The organism is Brumimicrobium aurantiacum (genome assembly GCF_003402975.1).
Lineage (GTDB): Bacteria > Bacteroidota > Bacteroidia > Flavobacteriales_D > Crocinitomicaceae > Brumimicrobium > Brumimicrobium aurantiacum.
The window spans coordinates 1-16,625 of the sequence record NZ_QURB01000006.1 but is presented as its reverse complement, the minus strand read 5'-3'; the positions used below and the strand labels follow the sequence as shown (position 1 = coordinate 16,625).

Sequence of the window (16,625 nt, the reverse complement as noted above, 5' to 3'; positions counted from 1 at the left end):
CAAGTTAAAATGGACATCAATTTTATGATAGTTTCATCACTCAACTCCCTTAAAATATGTCAAGTAATCAATTGATGGTTGATAAATTTAGAATATAGTATATCATTCATTATCTTTGCAGCAAAATTGAAGATTATGAAAGGAATAATAAAAACGAATAAAGGTGAAATGAAGGTGGACTTTTATGATAAAGACGCACCAAAAACTGTAGAGAATTTCACAAAATTGGCAAAGGATGGATTTTACAATGGATTAACTTGGCACCGTGTACTTCCTGATTTCGTAATTCAAGGTGGATGTCCAAAAGGAACAGGTACAGGAGGACCTGGATACACAATTGACTGTGAGCTAGATGGAGATAAACAACACCACGAAAGAGGAGTTCTATCAATGGCACATGCAGGAAGAAATACAGGAGGTTCTCAGTTTTTCGTTTGTCACAGTAGAAACAATACAGCTCACCTTGATGGAAACCACACATGTTTTGGTATCGTAACTGAAGGTTTAGATGTAATTGATCAAATTAAAGTTGGTGATAAAATTGAAGAAGTAGTTATTTTAGAAGATTAAATTCTGAATACACATCATTATTGAAGGCTGTCTTTAAATAGACGGCCTTTTTTTATGCTAAGATTTTCAAATAAAATATTTTATGAGATGAATAATTTATATTTTGAGCATTAACTTCAAAATAAAATAATATGTCAGACTCAATAGAAGAACAAGAATTACAAGAAATCCCTCAAGGACAAAGGATCAATCAATCTGTGATTGAAAAATTAGAGAAATCATCAATATGGTTAAAACTAGTTGGTATATTAGGTGTTTTATTCGGTGTAATAGGTATACTCATTTCACTATTTGCCTTATTCGCTTTGCCTGTTCAAACAATCATTAACATACTTAGTTTTGGAATATTAATCTATGTATCCACCCTACTTCTTAATATGTCCATCAACGTAAAATCAGACAGTTTTGATATAGCGAACTTTGCTAAAAACTTTGTTACATACTGGAAAATCATAGGGATTGTTACAGCCATAGGGATTGCTTTAACAGTACTTTCATTTTTGTATTTTGCCACAAACGCCCCTGAAATAATGACTTCTATTGAGGAATTACAACAAGGACAATAGAAAAATTGAATGAATCTATGATAATAATGTCATTCAAGGCTGTAAAACATCATTTCACAGGTTAAAACACGTCACTCGATAAGAACACCACTAGTTTCAAGCATTTTAGCTACATTTTGACAAAAAATAACTTACATTTGTAGAAGAGTGAGCAACAAAATGATTTTAAGATACAACTCACCTAAATCAGTTTATCGCTATAATTCTGATATGTTTTTGATACTTGAAGGATATTGGAACAAAAGTTTTATGGTATTTTAGCAGAAAAGAGATTAACGGCGTTAATCTCTTTTTTTTTATCACATTACCTTCATTAAAAAAGGAGTTTCACTTCTCACCTTAGGATTACAAAAAATCGATTTTACTCGACCATGGTTCTGCCCCTTGTAAACCACCTGTATGAATAAATATCACCTTTTCGCCATTTAATATTAAACCTGAGTTATAATCCTCCTCCATTTTATAAAAAGCTTTTGAGGTATAAATAGGATCGAGTTTTAAAGCGCTTCGATGATATACACTATTAATATAATCTGTTAATTCTAAAGGGACTTTTGCATAACCTCCAAAATGACTATCATTATGTACAAGCAGCCTGTCCATGTACAACTCAACCATTTCTGAGTCATTCAATACTAAATACAACAATTGTTTAGTTTCATTCCTTAAAAAGTCTCCCTTTAGTGCAGAAACAACATGAATTTTTGTATTTGGTTTCGAACCCAATAACAAACCAGCACCTGTTGTACCTGTTCCTCCTGCCAAATAAACATGGTCATAATCATTATTGGTTTCTGTCAATATCTCCTGACATCCGATTACACCATAATAATTCCTACCTCCTTCTGGAACAATGAAAAAATTAGGGTATTGTGAATGAAGATTTTTAAGATATGCAGGTTCATCTTTTGATCGATACTCTGATCGAGAAATAAAAACCAATTGCATTCCTAATTCTGCACAATGTCTAAGAGTTGCATTACTTTCATTATTAAGCTCATCACCTCTTACAATTCCAATTGATTTTAAACCAGCGATATTTGTAGCTTTAGCAGTAGCAATCAAATGATTTGAATAAGGTCCACCAAAAGTAAGTACCCCTTGATTTTTACGGTGTTCTACTTGAAGAATATTGTATTTTAATTTCCTCCATTTATTCCCTGAAATCACAGAATGAATCAAGTCATCTCTTTTGACTTCAAAAGAAAAAGGTTCGCCTTTTCCAATTGGAAGACGAACCTTTTCAAGTATAGAATTAGAAGTTCTTATCACTTCAATATATTATTTCTGTTGTTGTTTTTTAAACTCTTCTTGAAGTTGCTTTAATTGCTCTTCTGAAAATTGTTGTTGTCTTGGTTTAACCAATGTACCCGGATCCCCAGCCTTCAATACCTCAATCTCAAATGAAAGCGTTTCATAAGGTTGAATCGTTTGGTTTCCTTGTGCTCCATAAGCTAAATCGTATGGAAGAGTTAATCTATAACGCCCTCCTTCTTTCATTTTCGGAATAGCTAATTGCCATCCTTTCACAACACCATTCAATGAAAAAGAAGGTGCTGGTTGATTATTTTGAGAAGAAGACATATAACTATTTTCAATCACTTGTCCTTTAGAGTTAGACAAAATGTAATGTGCTTGAACATCATCACCAGGATTCACTTGATTTCCCTTTCCTTCTTCCAAAGTCGTTAAAACAAATCCTGAAGGATCAACCACTGTGTTTGGTTGATTTTTGGCTTCTTCAAGCATTTGGGCACCACTTTCTTTAACAGAGCTAAAACGCTCTCCTTGAGACAACACCTTAGAATAAATAGTTAAAGCAGAATATGGTTGAATCACATAACTTTGAGAGTTTGGAGCTTGTAGCCCATCTTCACCATATGCTAAATCATAAGAAGTATGAATCGTATATTCTCCACCTACTTCCATATTTTTTGCTGCTAATTTCCAAGCTTCTGGAAAAACGATATCATCAACATTAACGATTTGAGCGTTTTCTTGATCTGAAAGCTTTTGACTTTGAAGTGTTGAAATAATAGTATCACCTGAAATATTTGTCATTGTATAAACAATATTATATTCTCCTGACAAATCAATTGCTTCACCGTTTCCAGCTTTATTTTCAATTAATATATACCCTTCGTCTTGAACATCTGATTCATGCTTTTTAGATAATTCCACCATATAGTCTTCACCAGCAATGTTATTCAAATCATTGTTAAAGTCCATAATCATTTGGTGACGTTCTTCAAGAGGAATTATAGTATCAGTTTGAACCAAAGAATTTGCAAAACCGATTCGTGCAATATCAAAATTCACTTCGTCCATTGCATTTTTAGACTCAAGTGACTTTCTCAACATTTCTCCGAAAATAGCGCCATAACAGTGTGATACTCTAGCTCTACTATAATCAGTTGTATCAATTCCAGATGGATTACCAAGTGCTGTACTTAGTACTTCTCTACAATCATCAGTAGACATTTCTACATCTTTCAAAAAAGTATAGAATCCTTCTTCTAATTCACTTTTATCTAATTCAGAGAAAATATTTTCTGGTATATTTGAAAAGTTCGTTCCCATATCCGCACCTAACGAATAAGAAATCTTTTGTTTGAAATCATCTAAATTAATTTCTGAAGCATTTTTTGGATTTGATCCACAACCCACGAAAAGTGCTGCCAATGGGATAAACAATAATTTTTTCATGTATAAATTTCTATTTACTGTATTTATAAATTCAATGCAAAGGTAAAAAAGTAAGGTGGATAAGAAATAAATCTACTCTCCAAATAGGGAATCAACGAAAGCCCTTCTATTAAATGATTGAAGATCATTCATTTGTTCACCAACACCTATATATTTAACCGGTATTTTCATTTGGTCAGAAATTCCAATAACAACTCCTCCTTTGGCAGTACCATCAAGTTTAGTAATTGCTAATGCGTTAATTTCTGTAGCTAGAGAGAATTGTTTAGCTTGTTCGAAAGCATTCTGCCCTGTTGAACCATCCAATACCAATAAAATTTCATGAGGTGCACCAGGTACTACTTTTTGCATTACTCGTTTAATCTTCGTCAACTCATTCATCAAGTTCACCTTATTGTGTAACCTTCCTGCTGTATCAATTATGGCAACATCCGCTCCTTTTGCTTTAGCAACTTCTAGCGTTTCAAAAGCTACAGATGCAGGGTCTGCTTCCATACCTTGTTGTACAATTGGTACGCCAACACGTTCAGACCAGATTATTAATTGGTCAACGGCGGCAGCACGGAATGTATCTGCAGCACCAAGTACCACTTGTTTTCCCATTCCTTTGAATTGATGTGCTAACTTTCCAATAGTTGTGGTTTTACCAACACCATTTACACCCACCACCATTATTACATGTGGATTATTATCGGGATGTTTAGGAATATCATATTCAACGTCACTGGTGTTATTCTCTTCCAACAAAGAAGCTATTTCACTACGCAAGACGTTTTGCAACTCTGAAGTACTTACGTACTTTTCTCTTCCAACACGTTCTTCAATACGTTCGATAATTTTCAAAGTTGTTTTTACCCCAACATCTGATGTAATTAGCACTTCTTCCAAATCATCTAAAACCTCATCATCAACCTTAGATTTACCAACAACGGTACGCGTTAATTTAGATAAAAAGCTTTCCTTAGTTTTTTCCAAACCTTGGTCTAACTTCTTCTTTTTATCCTTCCCAAACAGTCCAAATAATGCCATAATATAAAAAAAGAAAAGCTCCCTACCGAAAGGCAAGAAGCTAATAATTAGTATTTATTTAATTGAAAATGCGAATACTATTTGGTTTTTGCGAACCATTCTTTAACATCTCCATTTAGAACCATTTCCTCACGGAATGAGTAAGATCCTCTTTCGTTTTTCACCATCTTAATTACTTTAGTGTGGGCTTTACCACCACCTGTCTGTAAAGATGCTACTGATTTCTTTGCCATAACTCAACTATTTAATTTCTTTATGAATTGTCATCTTCTTAAGAATAGGATTGAATTTTTTCAATTCTAAACGCTCTGGCGTATTTTTTCTATTCTTTGTACTAATATATCTTGATGTACCAGGCTTTCCTGATTCTTTGTGCTCAGTACACTCTAGTATAACCTGAACTCTATTTCCTTTTTTTGCCATTTTATTTCTTTTTCCTAGTGTATAACTTTTCGGCTATCTACTATTTTAAATATCCTTTCGCTCTTGCCTCTTTAACACATGCTGTAATACCATTCTTATTGATAGTACGCAACGCTGAAGTTGAAACTCGAAGGGTTATAAACTCTTTCTCTTCTGGAAGATAAAATTTCTTCTTTACTAAATTAGGGTAAAACTTACGTTTTGTTTTTTGGTTGGAGTGAGAAACATTGTTCCCAACCATTACTCTTTTCCCTGTTAACTGACAAACTCGTGACATATTTTAAAATAGTTTATGCTAATTACAAAAGCGGCTGCAAAGAAAGAAAACTTTTCTTTAATAGCCAATGTTTTAAAAGATTTTTTTTCGCTTTTAAACAGAAATCCAAATCCCTTTTTCTTAATGGATTGCAAATATAAGTCAATCATATATAAAATGCAAGCATAAATTCATTTAACATACTAACTTTTTATTATTGAAATGTGATTTTAACATTTTCCAAACTAAAAAGACTACTCTACACCATAATTAATCAACTCATAATGAAGCTCTGTTCCTTTTTGAATTGCAGTGGTATCAAAGTTTTCTATCGTAAAATCCTTGAAGCTTTTCTTCACTAGACCAACTCCCTTGGCATACACCTCATATTGCTTTCGATAATCTACCAATGAGAAAAAATCTTCATAATTTACAGTTACCGTCTGTTCAAATTCATTATTGTTAAATGTCATTTCTTCATTAACACCACTATAATAAACCTCCTTAGACTCAAATTCGTTAAATGCATTTACATCCCAAACCTTATCTGCTTTCACTGCAAAAACCAATTTGATTTTACGTTGATTTTCTTCTACGAGTTCTCCCCTTCCATCATCAATCACGGAAGTCCAAACGCGCTGATCAAACAACTCCCCACTTTGAAGATCATATTTATACCTAAAGAATTTTCGAACAGCCCTACCTGTATTATCAATCATTTCTTCTCCAACAACTGTTTTTAATCGGTATTGCATCGTATCGTGTTGTGGATTTACGTTAACGTCATGAAAAACCTCTAGTACATCATATTCTACGAAGTTCCCTTCAGTTTGAGGAAAATAGTCATATCCGAAATCTACAGTTTCAGATTCTTTACATCCAATGAGCAAAAGGATGAATAAGGAAGAACAAAGTTTTTTCAACATCTTATTTTAATCTACGAGCAAATAAAATTAAACTATTTATTTGGGCTAACACCTTCTTTTTTCAATTTTTCAAGATATTCATCCTTTTGCTTTCCTTCCATTAAAGTTCCATTCCTGTATAAAATACGGCCATCTTCTTTACCACTTTCATCATAAGAAACCCACCAACCATGTTTCACATTATTTTTCCATCGTTCTTTAATCATAATGTTACCATTCGCATGATTCTTAATAATTACACCGTTCAATTTGCCATGAACATATTGACCTTTCCCTTTAATTAACCCATCAGCAAAGTATTCTACATATTCACCATGTGGCTTTCCATTTTCATAATTTGCTTTTCGTAAAACCAATTTAACTTCTGGATCTTCTACCGCTTCTTGACCATAATAAGTTATGCGCTCACCATGAAGCACTCCATTTTTGTATGTTTCAGTATAACTATAATGACCAGTAGTTAAAAAATGAGACCAAACACTGTCCTTTTCTTTACCTCTATAAATACCGTGCGCAATTAACTCTTTGGATGGATGGTAGAAATAAGCTTCACTTCGATCACTATTTGGGTCGTGCTTTATAATTGATCGAATACTATTATCAGGATAATAATACACAAACTTACCTACTGGTTTATCATCTTTAAATTCGCCTTCATAACGAATATCATCAGAATCTGCATAAGTTTTTACCCACTTACCTTGCTTCCTCCCTTGAGAATCGACTTGATTAATTTGTGAAAATAAAATAGTAAAAGAACTCGTTAAAAACATTAAGCTTAAAACAATATTCAACTTGATAAAATTCATAGGTTAACTCTTTTTTTTTGATTTCATAATTCGATTTATTCACTGCTATTTAAAACAAGGATTATTCCAAATGAATACAGCGAAAAATTACAAGGTTAATTTCATAACGTCGCTTCTTAAAATAAATTGTCAATGAAGTTCTAAATTTTGGACCAACCAAAACAATGGCCTAGATTTCAGTTTCTATCAAATACATATTTCTTGAAGAAGAATTTCTTCCGATTAACTCCGCAATGAACCCTGCAAGAAAAAATTGACTTCCAATAATCATCGATGTTAACGCAATATAAAATTCAGTTCGCTGCGCAATTAAAGGAGACAAGCTATCTGAGAAAAAGCTTACAATTTTGTCGATCCCCAAATAAAGTGCAAAAACAAAACCAATAAAGAAAAGCAATGTACCAATCGCACCAAAAAAGTGCATCGGTTTTTTACCAAACTTTCCAATAAAGACAACTGATAGTAAATCTAAAGGTCCATTCATAAATCGATTCAAACCAAATTTTGTCACACCAAACTTTCTGGCCTGATGTTGTACAACTTTTTCACCAATCTTATTGAAACCTGCATATTTTGCCAAGGCTGGTATATATCGGTGCATATCTCCATAAATCTCAATACTTTTTACAACGATAGAACGATAAGCCTTTAATCCACAATTGAAATCATGAAGATAAATCCCTGTAAGCTTTCTTGCTGTCCAGTTATATAATTTTGTTGGTATTGTCTTAGATAAAGGGTCGTATCTTTTCTTTTTCCATCCAGAAATCATGTCAAAACCATCCTCTTTAATCATGCGTACCATTTCAGGTATTTCCTCTGGTGAATCTTGAAGATCTGCATCCATAGTGATAACATACTCCCCTTTTACCGCTTCAAAACCTTTTTGGAGCGCTGCTGACTTCCCATAATTACGTTGAAACTTAATTCCACGAACATTGCCATCTTGCGCCTTAAGGTTTTCAACTACCTCCCAAGAGCCATCCTTACTTCCATCATCTACGAAGATAATCTCGTAAGAAAAATTATGCTTTTGCATTACAGAAATAATCCATTTATGCAATTCTGGTAAAGATTCCACTTCATTATAGAGTGGAACAACAATAGATATTTCAGTTTTTTTGTCCATGAGCGAACAAATATATAAATTTCTTCTTGTTGTTTCGATAATCAATTATTCAATAAAAGGATTTTTTAGCATTTTCAACATTATCTATACAAACAATATCATTCAAAATGATAGCTTTTTCTAATTCATTATTTTAAAGTATATTGCACAAAGATTAAATAACTCATGAAAACAATTTTACGATTTATAACTTTCTTTCTTTTAATTACGCATTCCGTTTTTGGCCAACTGAATCAAAGCAATAAAGATCAAGTCATAATCAAAATGCAAAAGGACAACTCACCTGAAGAATTACTTCTTAATGTCCATGAAAGTTTTGAATTAAAAATAGAACAGTGTTTATCCAAACATGCAGACATCTATTTATTGAATTTTAATGGTTTGACTACCAATAAAGATGAAGTAATTTCATCACTTATTAAACACCCAGAGATTTTATTTGCACAACCAAACAGACCTGTCAAATTGCGTGCTACGCCGAACGATCCACAATTCAACAACCAATGGCATCATAACTTGATTCAATCTGAATTAGCTTGGGATATTACCACTGGTGGAACAACAGATAATGGAAAAGAAATTGTGGTGGCTTTAATAGAAAGCGCTGACCTATTAAATCACGATGATCTTTCAGGAAATCATTGGAAAAATTTAGATGAAATCCCAAACAACGGCATAGATGATGACGGTAACGGTTATATCGATGATTATAATGGATGGAATGTAGCTTCAAACGACGACAATATTGGAACGGGCTCGCACGGAACTAACTGTGCAGGAATGATTGGAGCAATAGGTAATAATGATAATGGTGTCACAGGAGCCAATTGGAATATAAAAATTATGGATATTGCTGGTTATGGAAATCCATTTACAGAGGCAAATATCATTGCATCCTACGATTATGCATTAAATGCAAGACTATTATACAACCAAAGCAATGGAAATAAAGGGGCTTTTGTTGTAGCAACAAGTTCTTCATGGGGTGTTGATGGTGGAGATCCTGCTAACTATCCAATATGGTGTAGTTTCTATGATGATTTAGGAGAAGCGGGAATTTTAAATGTAGGTGCAACAACGAATCAAGATCAAGATGTTGACACATTCGGTGATGTCCCAACAACTTGTGCAAGTGAATACATGATTAGCGTTACTGCGACTAATAATCAAGACATTGTTGACTTTGCAGGATATGGAGATCAAACCATTGATGTGGCTGCTCCGGGTTCTGGAATTTACACTACAGCAGCTAATAACGGATACACATATACTTCAGGAACATCTTTTGCTTGTCCTCTAACAGCTGGCGTAATCGGATTAATGTACAGTATACCTTGTTTTAAATTAGAATCTCTATCCAGAACCAACCCTCAAGAAGCAGCAAAACGCGTTAAAAAAGCGCTCTTCGACGGTGTTGATCAAACAGCATATTTGCAAACAAAAACAATTACTGGAGGAAGAATCAATTCAAAAAATGCACTTGATAACATTATGGATGCAACTTGTACTTTATGTATTCCTCCAGATTCAATAATTACAGCAACTACAAGTGATTATTCAAGCGAAATAAGATTCAATCCTAACAGCAATGCCAGCAGCTATCAAATCAATATTCAAGTTGAAGGATCAGGAATTTGGTCTAGTTACAATACAACTGACACAAATTATGTTTTCTCGGGACTCACCAATTGTACCACTTATGAATATACTGTTTCTTCGATTTGTAATGGACAAATAGGAGTTCCTTCAAGAAGCTACAAATTTAAAACAGATGGCTGTGGAAACTGCATCAATTTGAACTATTGTGATCATCAAGCGACAAACAATACCAATGCCCAATTTCAGGTTTATAGTCCTAGTTCAATAGCGGGTAATTACACCTTTCAAGCCACATCATACTTCGGCGGAAACCCTTCTAATGGTTATGTCACAGGTGAATTGATTTTGGTTAATGACGGAACAGCATCTCCTAATGAAGGCTGCAACACTTTGTTAAACGCTACTGAACTCAATGGAAACATTGCAATTGTAGACAGAGGTAATTGTAACTTCACAACAAAAGTATTGAATGCCCAAAATGCTGGTGCGGTTGCGGTAATTGTCGTGAATAATGTCGCAGGAACAATAGAAATGGGAGGAAACAACAATTCAATAACCATTCCTGCGGTAATGATTTCACAATCAGATGGCTTAACTTTAAAAACAAGTATCAATAACGGTGACCAACCAGAAGCTATTTTAGGAATTCAAAATGAATGGATTGAGGAGTTCCAAATCAATGGCAATACATTTACAAGTGGAGATGATAATGGCTATCGTTTTAATGAAAACGCATTTAGTTTAGAGCTCAATCAAAATATTCCTTTTGTTGCCACCTTAGGTTTCGATGGTCAAGTTTTGGAGGAAAAGTTAAACATCTGGATTGACTATAATCAGGATGGAACATTTGACAATAGCGAACTTGTATTTAACCAAACAAGTGCTGGACTTAGTGTTATTGGTGGTAATTTCACAATTCCAGGAGGAGCAACACTGGGTAAAACTAGAATGAGGGTCCAAATGGCTTACAATGGAACAACTGCGACAGGAACTTCAGGGGCATGTGGAATATTCGATCAAGGTGAAGTTGAAGATTATTGTATTGAAATAAAATCAAATTTGAATTGTAACATCAATATTTCAGAAAGTATAAATCAACCTGTCTGTAACGAATTACAAAATGGTTCCATCACATTAAATGTAACTGGAGGAACTCCTGGATATACTTTCACTTGGAATAACGGAATGACGGGACCAACTGTTACGAATCTATTTCCAAATAATTATCAAGTAACCATTACCGATGCAACTGGGTGCGATACAACACTACATTTCCCTATAACTTATGTCACTCAATTAAGTTTAAGTAAAACCATCACATCACCTACTTGTGTTAATAGTAATGATGCAGAGATCTCTGTAAGCGCTTCAGGAAGTACTGGCTTTACTTATCAATGGGCAAACGGACCAAATTCAAATACATGGTCTAATCTTACATCAGGAACTTATCAAATCACTGCAGAAGATGTTCAAGGTTGTAAAATCACTGAGAACTTCACTATCGAAAACCCATCAGTTATTCGACCAATTGCGGATTTCACCAATGATAATTACAATTTAACGATTGAATTCAACAATAGCTCTCAAAATGCCATCGCATATTTATGGGATTTTGACGACGGGAACTCTTCTATTGATTTTGAACCTACCCATACCTATACAAATGAGGGAATTTATAACGTATGTTTAACTGCGATGAGTTCATGTGACACAACAGTAACATGTAAAGCTGTTACGGTTGAAGACTTGAATCTTAGTACAACGAATGAGGCAATGGAGAACCAATTGGTGATTTATCCTAATCCTAGTAAGGATATCGTTACAATCGAAAAGTCAAATAAAGAAATTACGCATGCGATTATTTACACTACGAACGGGAAGAAAATGATGGAAGTAAGTTTAGATAGTCAAAAGACTCAATTAAAAGTTTCAAATTGGGCAAGTGGAATTTACATTATTCATTTTAGAAATAATCAACAAAGAATGATGGCTACTAATCGAGTAAGTGTCATTCATTAGGTGTAAATAAAAATAGCTATAAATTAAAAAGAGGAATAAATGCGTTACATTTATTCCTCTTTTTGCTAAACCATGCTAAAACTATAAAACCTGATTACTTTTTACATTATGTAATCTCGTGACAAATCTAAGGATATAATTCTAATATCAAGCAAGAAAAACAATTTATTTTCATTTTTTTTATTTCATAAAGTATAGATGATGCTTTTATTCAATTTTTAATCCTACTTCAAGACGGTTTTTATACACAATTGGGTTATGAATTAAACTTCTCGCCTTTTAATAGTTCTAAAGAAAATAACTCAATTTATAAATGAATCCAATATCCATATATATAAAAGGAGGAAATAAAGAATTCATTCAATTTTCTGTCCTTATTGACAAACATTTTATTCAATTTACTTGCCATTAACCAATCTAAATTCTATTTTTGACGGCATTAACCAAATGTAGAAAACTCGCGAACATGAGCGTATTAGTAAATAAAGATTCAAAAGTAATTGTCCAAGGTTTCACAGGAAGCGAAGGAACATTCCATGCAGGTCAAATGATTGAGTTTGGAACCAACGTTGTTGGAGGTGTAACTCCAGGAAAAGGTGGACAAACTCACTTAGACAAGCCAGTATTTAACACAGTTCAAGAGGCAGTTGATAAAGCAGCTGCTGATGTATCTATCATTTTTGTTCCACCGGCATTTGCTGGAGATGCAATCATGGAGGCTGCAAATGCGGGAATTAAAGTGATAATCTGTATTACAGAAGGTATTCCAGTAAATGACATGATTAAAGCAAAAGAATATATCTCTGCTTATGAATGTACATTAATTGGACCTAACTGTCCAGGTGTAATTACTGCAGGTGAAGCAAAAGTTGGTATTATGCCAGGTTTCGTATTCGAAAAAGGTTCAATCGGTATTGTATCTAAATCAGGTACTTTAACGTATGAAGCTGCTGATCAAGTTGTAAAAGCTGGATTAGGTATTACAACTGCAATTGGTATCGGTGGTGATCCAATTATTGGAACTACAACAAAAGAAGCTGTTGAATTACTAATGAACGACCCTGAAACAAAAGGAATCGTTATGATTGGTGAAATTGGAGGTAACTTAGAAGCTAACGCTGCAAAATGGATCAAAGAAAATGGTACTAAGCCAGTTGTTGGATTTATCGCAGGTGAAACTGCTCCAGCTGGAAGAACAATGGGTCACGCAGGTGCAATTGTTGGTGGTGCAGACGATACAGCTCAAGCAAAGAAAGCAATTATGAGAGACTGTGGTATTCACGTTGTTGATTCTCCTGCAAAAATTGGAGAAAAAATGGCTGAACTATTGTAAGTCTTTTCTGTTATAAATATTGAAGGGAGTCTTTTTTAGACTCCCTTTTTTGTTACCTTAATATTTTTAAACGCATAAAAACAGATAATATGGACTTAAAAGATAAAGTGATACTTATAACTGGAGGAAATTCAGGATTAGGAAAAGCTACAGCAATTGCCTGCATTGAAAAAGGAGCTAAGGTGATTATTACTGGGCGAGATCACGAAAAAACAGAAACTGTAGCGAAAGAAATTGGTGCGGTGCCTTTCAAATGTGATGTTACCAAAGACGAAGAAATTGATGCTTTGTATAAATACATAAAAACAGAAATAGGTGAATTGGATGTTTTGGTGAACAATGCGGGAATTGGCTTAAGAAATGAATTGGTAGACTTAACAAGAGAAGAATTGAGAAAAGTCTACGAAGTCAATGTTTTCGGTGCGGCAATGGTTGCACAAGGCGCTGCCAAAATATTCGTTGATCAAAACTATGGTGATATCATTAACATTGCTTCAACTGCATCTCTCAAAGGTTATCCAACAGGATCAATTTATTCTTCTTCAAAATTTGCATTAAGAGGAATGACTCAAGCATGGCAAGGAGAATTACGAAAAAATAACATTAGAGTAATACAAGTGAATCCTAGTGAAGTACCCACAGCATTTGGAGATGAAGAAAACCGTGAGGAACGTCCATTGGAAAGTAACAAGTTAACTCCAAGTGACATTGCAGAAACAATTATTAATACTTTACAAATGGACAGAAGAGCTTACATTCCAGAAGTCACGGTACATGCAACAAATCCATTCTAAACAATATATTTAAATTTAACATTGAAAAAGTCAGGTCTTTATTGAGATTTCTGGCTTTTTTTTGGCCTCCTAATCCGTCTACATCCTTTAGTTTCTTCACTCTTTTATGTGGAATTTATTTCTTGAGTTAGCTTCACAAGGTCGCTCGCTCAAGTAAATGTTCCTACAATAAAAGAGTTTCAAAAAGCTACCGGTTTCCGCCGGGGTGGAAAATAACTTAACAATGAGTTTTTCTAAATAGAGTTGTTAAACAAATAAAAATAAATTGGATTTAGAGTTACTTTGTTATAGTTTTAAAGAAATCATATAATACATGCCCTTATGAAAAACATAGCAACTTTTATTATCTCTTTAATTATACTATTAGGTCTAACACTTTCTTGTAACAAAAACGATGAAGGTAAAATAAAGGTTTTACTTACAGATGATCCTGCAGATTTTACCGAAGTTAATGTTAACATTATCGAAGTTTGGGCTCACTATGATGGAGACTGGGTTCAGTTAGATGCAAATACAGGAATTTACGATTTACTTGAATTACAAAATGGTGTTACAGATGTTTTGGCAGATCCAACTGCAATACCAGCGGGGAAAGTGAATCAGGTTAGACTTATCCTTGGAGAAGGAAATTATGCAGTTGAAGAAGACAGTATTACGTCTACCACAACGCAACATCCTTTGGAATTATCTAGTCAAGATAAAACAGGTATTAAAATTAACTTAAACTCAGAGGTTGTTTCAAATCAAACAATGGTTGTAACATTAGATTTTGACGCAGGGAGTTCAATCGTAGAAACTGGAAATGGTCAATACAAGTTAAAGCCTGTGATTAAGGTGGAAGAAGTTATTTATATTTAAGGATACAGTTAGTTATTTTTGGTACATATAATATATTTTGTAGCATATAATTGTGATACTAAATCATAAAAAATTATGACTTTTATTGAAGGGGTTTGTTAAGATTCAATTGACAAATCCTTTTTTGTATTTAAAAAATCCTGTAAGGAACCAGCTCAATTCTTCACAAATCTTTTCATTATAAAATCTTCACCAATTAACAATTCAATCATATAGATTCCTTTCACTAAATCAATAATCGGAATCGTGTTATCATAAACATCTTCTGCCTCCATTACAACTTTTCCTGTCGCATCATATATCGTAAAACTGAATTTTAAATTCAAAGTATTGATTTTGATTTTGGAAGTTGCAGGATTAGGCGTCAAGGATATTTCATTTTTATTTACATCCGTTAAACCTACCTTATAATAATGATAATTATCTGTAGTATATGAACAAATTCCATTTGTTACCACGAGTGAATAAACTCCATTAACAACTGGAGTATAAACTTGACCAACAGCCCCAGGAATTATAGCGCCATCCAAGTACCATTGAAAAGTACTACCCGAAGGGATATTATCACAATATATGTTTGGTCCACCACTCCATATATTGGTATAGGGCACCTGAACAGTCGTTAGCTGAATTGTATCGTATTGTAAACAACCATTCGGGTCTTCAATTGTGAGAATTACTTCGGCCATCTTCATCCACAGTAATACTTGTTGGATTTCCTCCAGGCCAGTTCCTGTTCCAAGTATGCGTGTTACCTGAAAGGATGGGATCAGCTGTTAAGGTTGCAAATTCATCACTACAAAAAACAGTATCCGAGGCTAAAATTGAAACAGGTGTTGGTGCTGGAAATATTGTAATAACAACGGTGTCATTCTCAACACAGCCAAAAGTATCAATGGTTTCTAACCAATAAGTTCCACCTACATTTGCAATTATTGAATCATTTGTTGAGCCTCCCGACCATGAATAGCTATAAGTAGCATCGGAGAATGATGACTTTAAAACAAGTGCATCTCCATCACAAATAAAGTTCTGATCTAATTCAATAGAAGGTTTTACATAGCATAAAAAAGGTACACTTAAATCATTGTTTGCAAAATAAGCGTCTTCAATCCCGTCTGGTTCAGAAATAGTGATATCTATGATATAATTAGTATTTGGAATAAAGTTTCCAAAGCCCAGAAATACGGCATCACTAAGTCCAGGAGCAAGCACATTATTCCAATTATATAAATTTGATGTACCTCCATTTATACTCCATTCTATTATAGCGCTCGTAATCGTATCCGTATAATTATTTGAGAAAATAAACAAAATAGAATCGTTATCACTACAACTTAAATTATTCGGATTAATAATACTGTCCGTAGAAAGGTCAAAAATTATAGACCAATCAGTATCAAATTCATCAGCGCCTATATCAGAATATGTAAGATTTCTAAACTCGTTATCTATATTGGAATACTAGCCCATCCGTCTGCTGACGGACAGTATCATCAACGCAAATAAAAAAAGTATATAAAACAAAAAACCTCACACAAATGAATGTATGAGGTTTTTAAAAAGTGGCGTCGACTTACTCTCCCACCCTTAAAAGGGCAGTACCAT

At 33.8% G+C, this 16,625-nt stretch carries 17 protein-coding genes; 6 read left to right on the top strand and 11 right to left on the bottom strand.

Going from position 1 to position 16,625, the window contains the following annotated elements; genetic code table 11:
• Positions 1-135: 135 nt before the first annotated feature.
• Positions 136-570, top strand: coding sequence for a peptidylprolyl isomerase (locus tag DXU93_RS09945; protein ID WP_116881140.1), 435 nt, complete (start codon positions 136-138; stop codon positions 568-570).
• A gap of 131 nt (positions 571-701) precedes the next feature.
• Positions 702-1,136 carry a hypothetical protein gene (locus DXU93_RS09940; RefSeq protein ID WP_116881139.1) on the top strand — a complete coding sequence of 145 codons (435 nt, stop codon included), beginning with the start codon at positions 702-704 and terminating at the stop codon, positions 1,134-1,136.
• A gap of 345 nt (positions 1,137-1,481) precedes the next feature.
• Here the strand turns inward: DXU93_RS09940 and DXU93_RS09935 are convergent, their stop codons facing one another.
• The 9 genes from DXU93_RS09935 to DXU93_RS09895 all read right to left on the bottom strand — a co-directional run bounded on the left by DXU93_RS09935 (position 1,482) and on the right by DXU93_RS09895 (position 8,414).
• The gene (locus DXU93_RS09935; protein ID WP_165851383.1) at positions 1,482-2,408 is read right to left on the bottom strand and encodes a 1-aminocyclopropane-1-carboxylate deaminase/D-cysteine desulfhydrase; all 927 of its coding nucleotides are present in this window, start codon (positions 2,406-2,408) and stop codon (positions 1,482-1,484) included.
• 9 nt (positions 2,409-2,417) lie between these two features.
• Positions 2,418-3,842 (bottom strand): FKBP-type peptidyl-prolyl cis-trans isomerase, encoded by a 1,425-nt coding sequence (locus tag DXU93_RS09930; RefSeq protein WP_116881137.1) that lies wholly within the window; start codon positions 3,840-3,842, stop codon positions 2,418-2,420.
• Between the two features lie 72 nt (positions 3,843-3,914).
• The gene (gene ftsY, locus DXU93_RS09925; protein ID WP_116881136.1) at positions 3,915-4,871 is read right to left on the bottom strand and encodes a signal recognition particle-docking protein FtsY; all 957 of its coding nucleotides are present in this window, start codon (positions 4,869-4,871) and stop codon (positions 3,915-3,917) included.
• 77 nt (positions 4,872-4,948) lie between these two features.
• A complete protein-coding gene (locus tag DXU93_RS09920) occupies positions 4,949-5,104 on the bottom strand; it encodes a DUF4295 domain-containing protein (RefSeq protein WP_116881135.1) in 156 nt (51 codons plus the stop codon).
• 7 nt (positions 5,105-5,111) lie between these two features.
• Positions 5,112-5,294: a 50S ribosomal protein L33 gene (gene rpmG, locus DXU93_RS09915; RefSeq protein ID WP_107039912.1), complete on the bottom strand. Its 183-nt coding sequence runs from the start codon at positions 5,292-5,294 to the stop codon at positions 5,112-5,114.
• Between the two features lie 40 nt (positions 5,295-5,334).
• Complete coding sequence (gene rpmB, locus DXU93_RS09910) at positions 5,335-5,571, bottom strand: 50S ribosomal protein L28 (protein WP_116881134.1); 237 nt, start codon at positions 5,569-5,571, stop codon at positions 5,335-5,337.
• A gap of 233 nt (positions 5,572-5,804) precedes the next feature.
• On the bottom strand, positions 5,805-6,476 hold the full coding sequence (locus DXU93_RS09905) for a hypothetical protein (RefSeq protein WP_116881133.1): 672 nt from the start codon (positions 6,474-6,476) through the stop codon (positions 5,805-5,807).
• 32 nt (positions 6,477-6,508) lie between these two features.
• Positions 6,509-7,285, bottom strand: a complete 777-nt coding sequence (locus tag DXU93_RS09900) for a toxin-antitoxin system YwqK family antitoxin (RefSeq protein ID WP_116881132.1) — start codon at positions 7,283-7,285, stop codon at positions 6,509-6,511.
• A 169-nt stretch (positions 7,286-7,454) separates the two neighbouring features.
• Positions 7,455-8,414: a glycosyltransferase family 2 protein gene (locus DXU93_RS09895; protein ID WP_116881131.1), complete on the bottom strand. Its 960-nt coding sequence runs from the start codon at positions 8,412-8,414 to the stop codon at positions 7,455-7,457.
• 165 nt (positions 8,415-8,579) lie between these two features.
• Here DXU93_RS09895 and DXU93_RS09890 point away from each other — a divergent pair, with 165 nt between their 5' ends.
• The 4 genes from DXU93_RS09890 (at position 8,580) to DXU93_RS09875 (ending at position 15,017) form a co-directional block, all read left to right on the top strand.
• Positions 8,580-12,032: a S8 family serine peptidase gene (locus tag DXU93_RS09890; protein ID WP_116881130.1), complete on the top strand. Its 3,453-nt coding sequence runs from the start codon at positions 8,580-8,582 to the stop codon at positions 12,030-12,032.
• A gap of 466 nt (positions 12,033-12,498) precedes the next feature.
• Complete coding sequence (gene sucD / locus DXU93_RS09885; RefSeq protein WP_116881129.1) at positions 12,499-13,365, top strand: succinate--CoA ligase subunit alpha; 867 nt, start codon at positions 12,499-12,501, stop codon at positions 13,363-13,365.
• Positions 13,366-13,454: 89 nt separating this feature from the next.
• Positions 13,455-14,159 (top strand): SDR family oxidoreductase, encoded by a 705-nt coding sequence (locus tag DXU93_RS09880; protein WP_116881128.1) that lies wholly within the window; start codon positions 13,455-13,457, stop codon positions 14,157-14,159.
• Between the two features lie 321 nt (positions 14,160-14,480).
• Positions 14,481-15,017: a DUF4382 domain-containing protein gene (locus DXU93_RS09875; RefSeq protein ID WP_116881127.1), complete on the top strand. Its 537-nt coding sequence runs from the start codon at positions 14,481-14,483 to the stop codon at positions 15,015-15,017.
• A gap of 155 nt (positions 15,018-15,172) precedes the next feature.
• Here DXU93_RS09875 and DXU93_RS09870 read toward each other — a convergent pair whose 3' ends face one another.
• Positions 15,173-15,706, bottom strand: a complete 534-nt coding sequence (locus tag DXU93_RS09870) for a T9SS type A sorting domain-containing protein (RefSeq protein WP_165851382.1) — start codon at positions 15,704-15,706, stop codon at positions 15,173-15,175.
• Positions 15,681-16,331 carry a hypothetical protein gene (locus DXU93_RS09865; RefSeq protein WP_116881125.1) on the bottom strand — a complete coding sequence of 217 codons (651 nt, stop codon included), beginning with the start codon at positions 16,329-16,331 and terminating at the stop codon, positions 15,681-15,683. The genes DXU93_RS09870 and DXU93_RS09865 overlap by 26 nt, the downstream gene beginning before the upstream one ends.
• Positions 16,332-16,625: the final 294 nt, after the last annotated feature.

Coding starts and splice junctions, on each gene's coding strand:
- DXU93_RS09945 (WP_116881140.1), top strand. CDS start 136: ATGAAAGGAATAATAAAAACGAATAAAGGTGAAATGAAGGTGGACTTT.
- DXU93_RS09940 (WP_116881139.1), top strand. CDS start 702: ATGTCAGACTCAATAGAAGAACAAGAATTACAAGAAATCCCTCAAGGA.
- DXU93_RS09930 (WP_116881137.1), bottom strand. CDS start 3,842: ATGAAAAAATTATTGTTTATCCCATTGGCAGCACTTTTCGTGGGTTGT.
- ftsY (WP_116881136.1), bottom strand. CDS start 4,871: ATGGCATTATTTGGACTGTTTGGGAAGGATAAAAAGAAGAAGTTAGAC.
- DXU93_RS09920 (WP_116881135.1), bottom strand. CDS start 5,104: ATGGCAAAGAAATCAGTAGCATCTTTACAGACAGGTGGTGGTAAAGCC.
- rpmG (WP_107039912.1), bottom strand. CDS start 5,294: ATGGCAAAAAAAGGAAATAGAGTTCAGGTTATACTAGAGTGTACTGAG.
- rpmB (WP_116881134.1), bottom strand. CDS start 5,571: ATGTCACGAGTTTGTCAGTTAACAGGGAAAAGAGTAATGGTTGGGAAC.
- DXU93_RS09905 (WP_116881133.1), bottom strand. CDS start 6,476: ATGTTGAAAAAACTTTGTTCTTCCTTATTCATCCTTTTGCTCATTGGA.
- DXU93_RS09900 (WP_116881132.1), bottom strand. CDS start 7,285: ATGAATTTTATCAAGTTGAATATTGTTTTAAGCTTAATGTTTTTAACG.
- DXU93_RS09895 (WP_116881131.1), bottom strand. CDS start 8,414: ATGGACAAAAAAACTGAAATATCTATTGTTGTTCCACTCTATAATGAA.
- DXU93_RS09890 (WP_116881130.1), top strand. CDS start 8,580: ATGAAAACAATTTTACGATTTATAACTTTCTTTCTTTTAATTACGCAT.
- sucD (WP_116881129.1), top strand. CDS start 12,499: ATGAGCGTATTAGTAAATAAAGATTCAAAAGTAATTGTCCAAGGTTTC.
- DXU93_RS09880 (WP_116881128.1), top strand. CDS start 13,455: ATGGACTTAAAAGATAAAGTGATACTTATAACTGGAGGAAATTCAGGA.
- DXU93_RS09875 (WP_116881127.1), top strand. CDS start 14,481: ATGAAAAACATAGCAACTTTTATTATCTCTTTAATTATACTATTAGGT.
- DXU93_RS09870 (WP_165851382.1), bottom strand. CDS start 15,706: ATGGCCGAAGTAATTCTCACAATTGAAGACCCGAATGGTTGTTTACAA.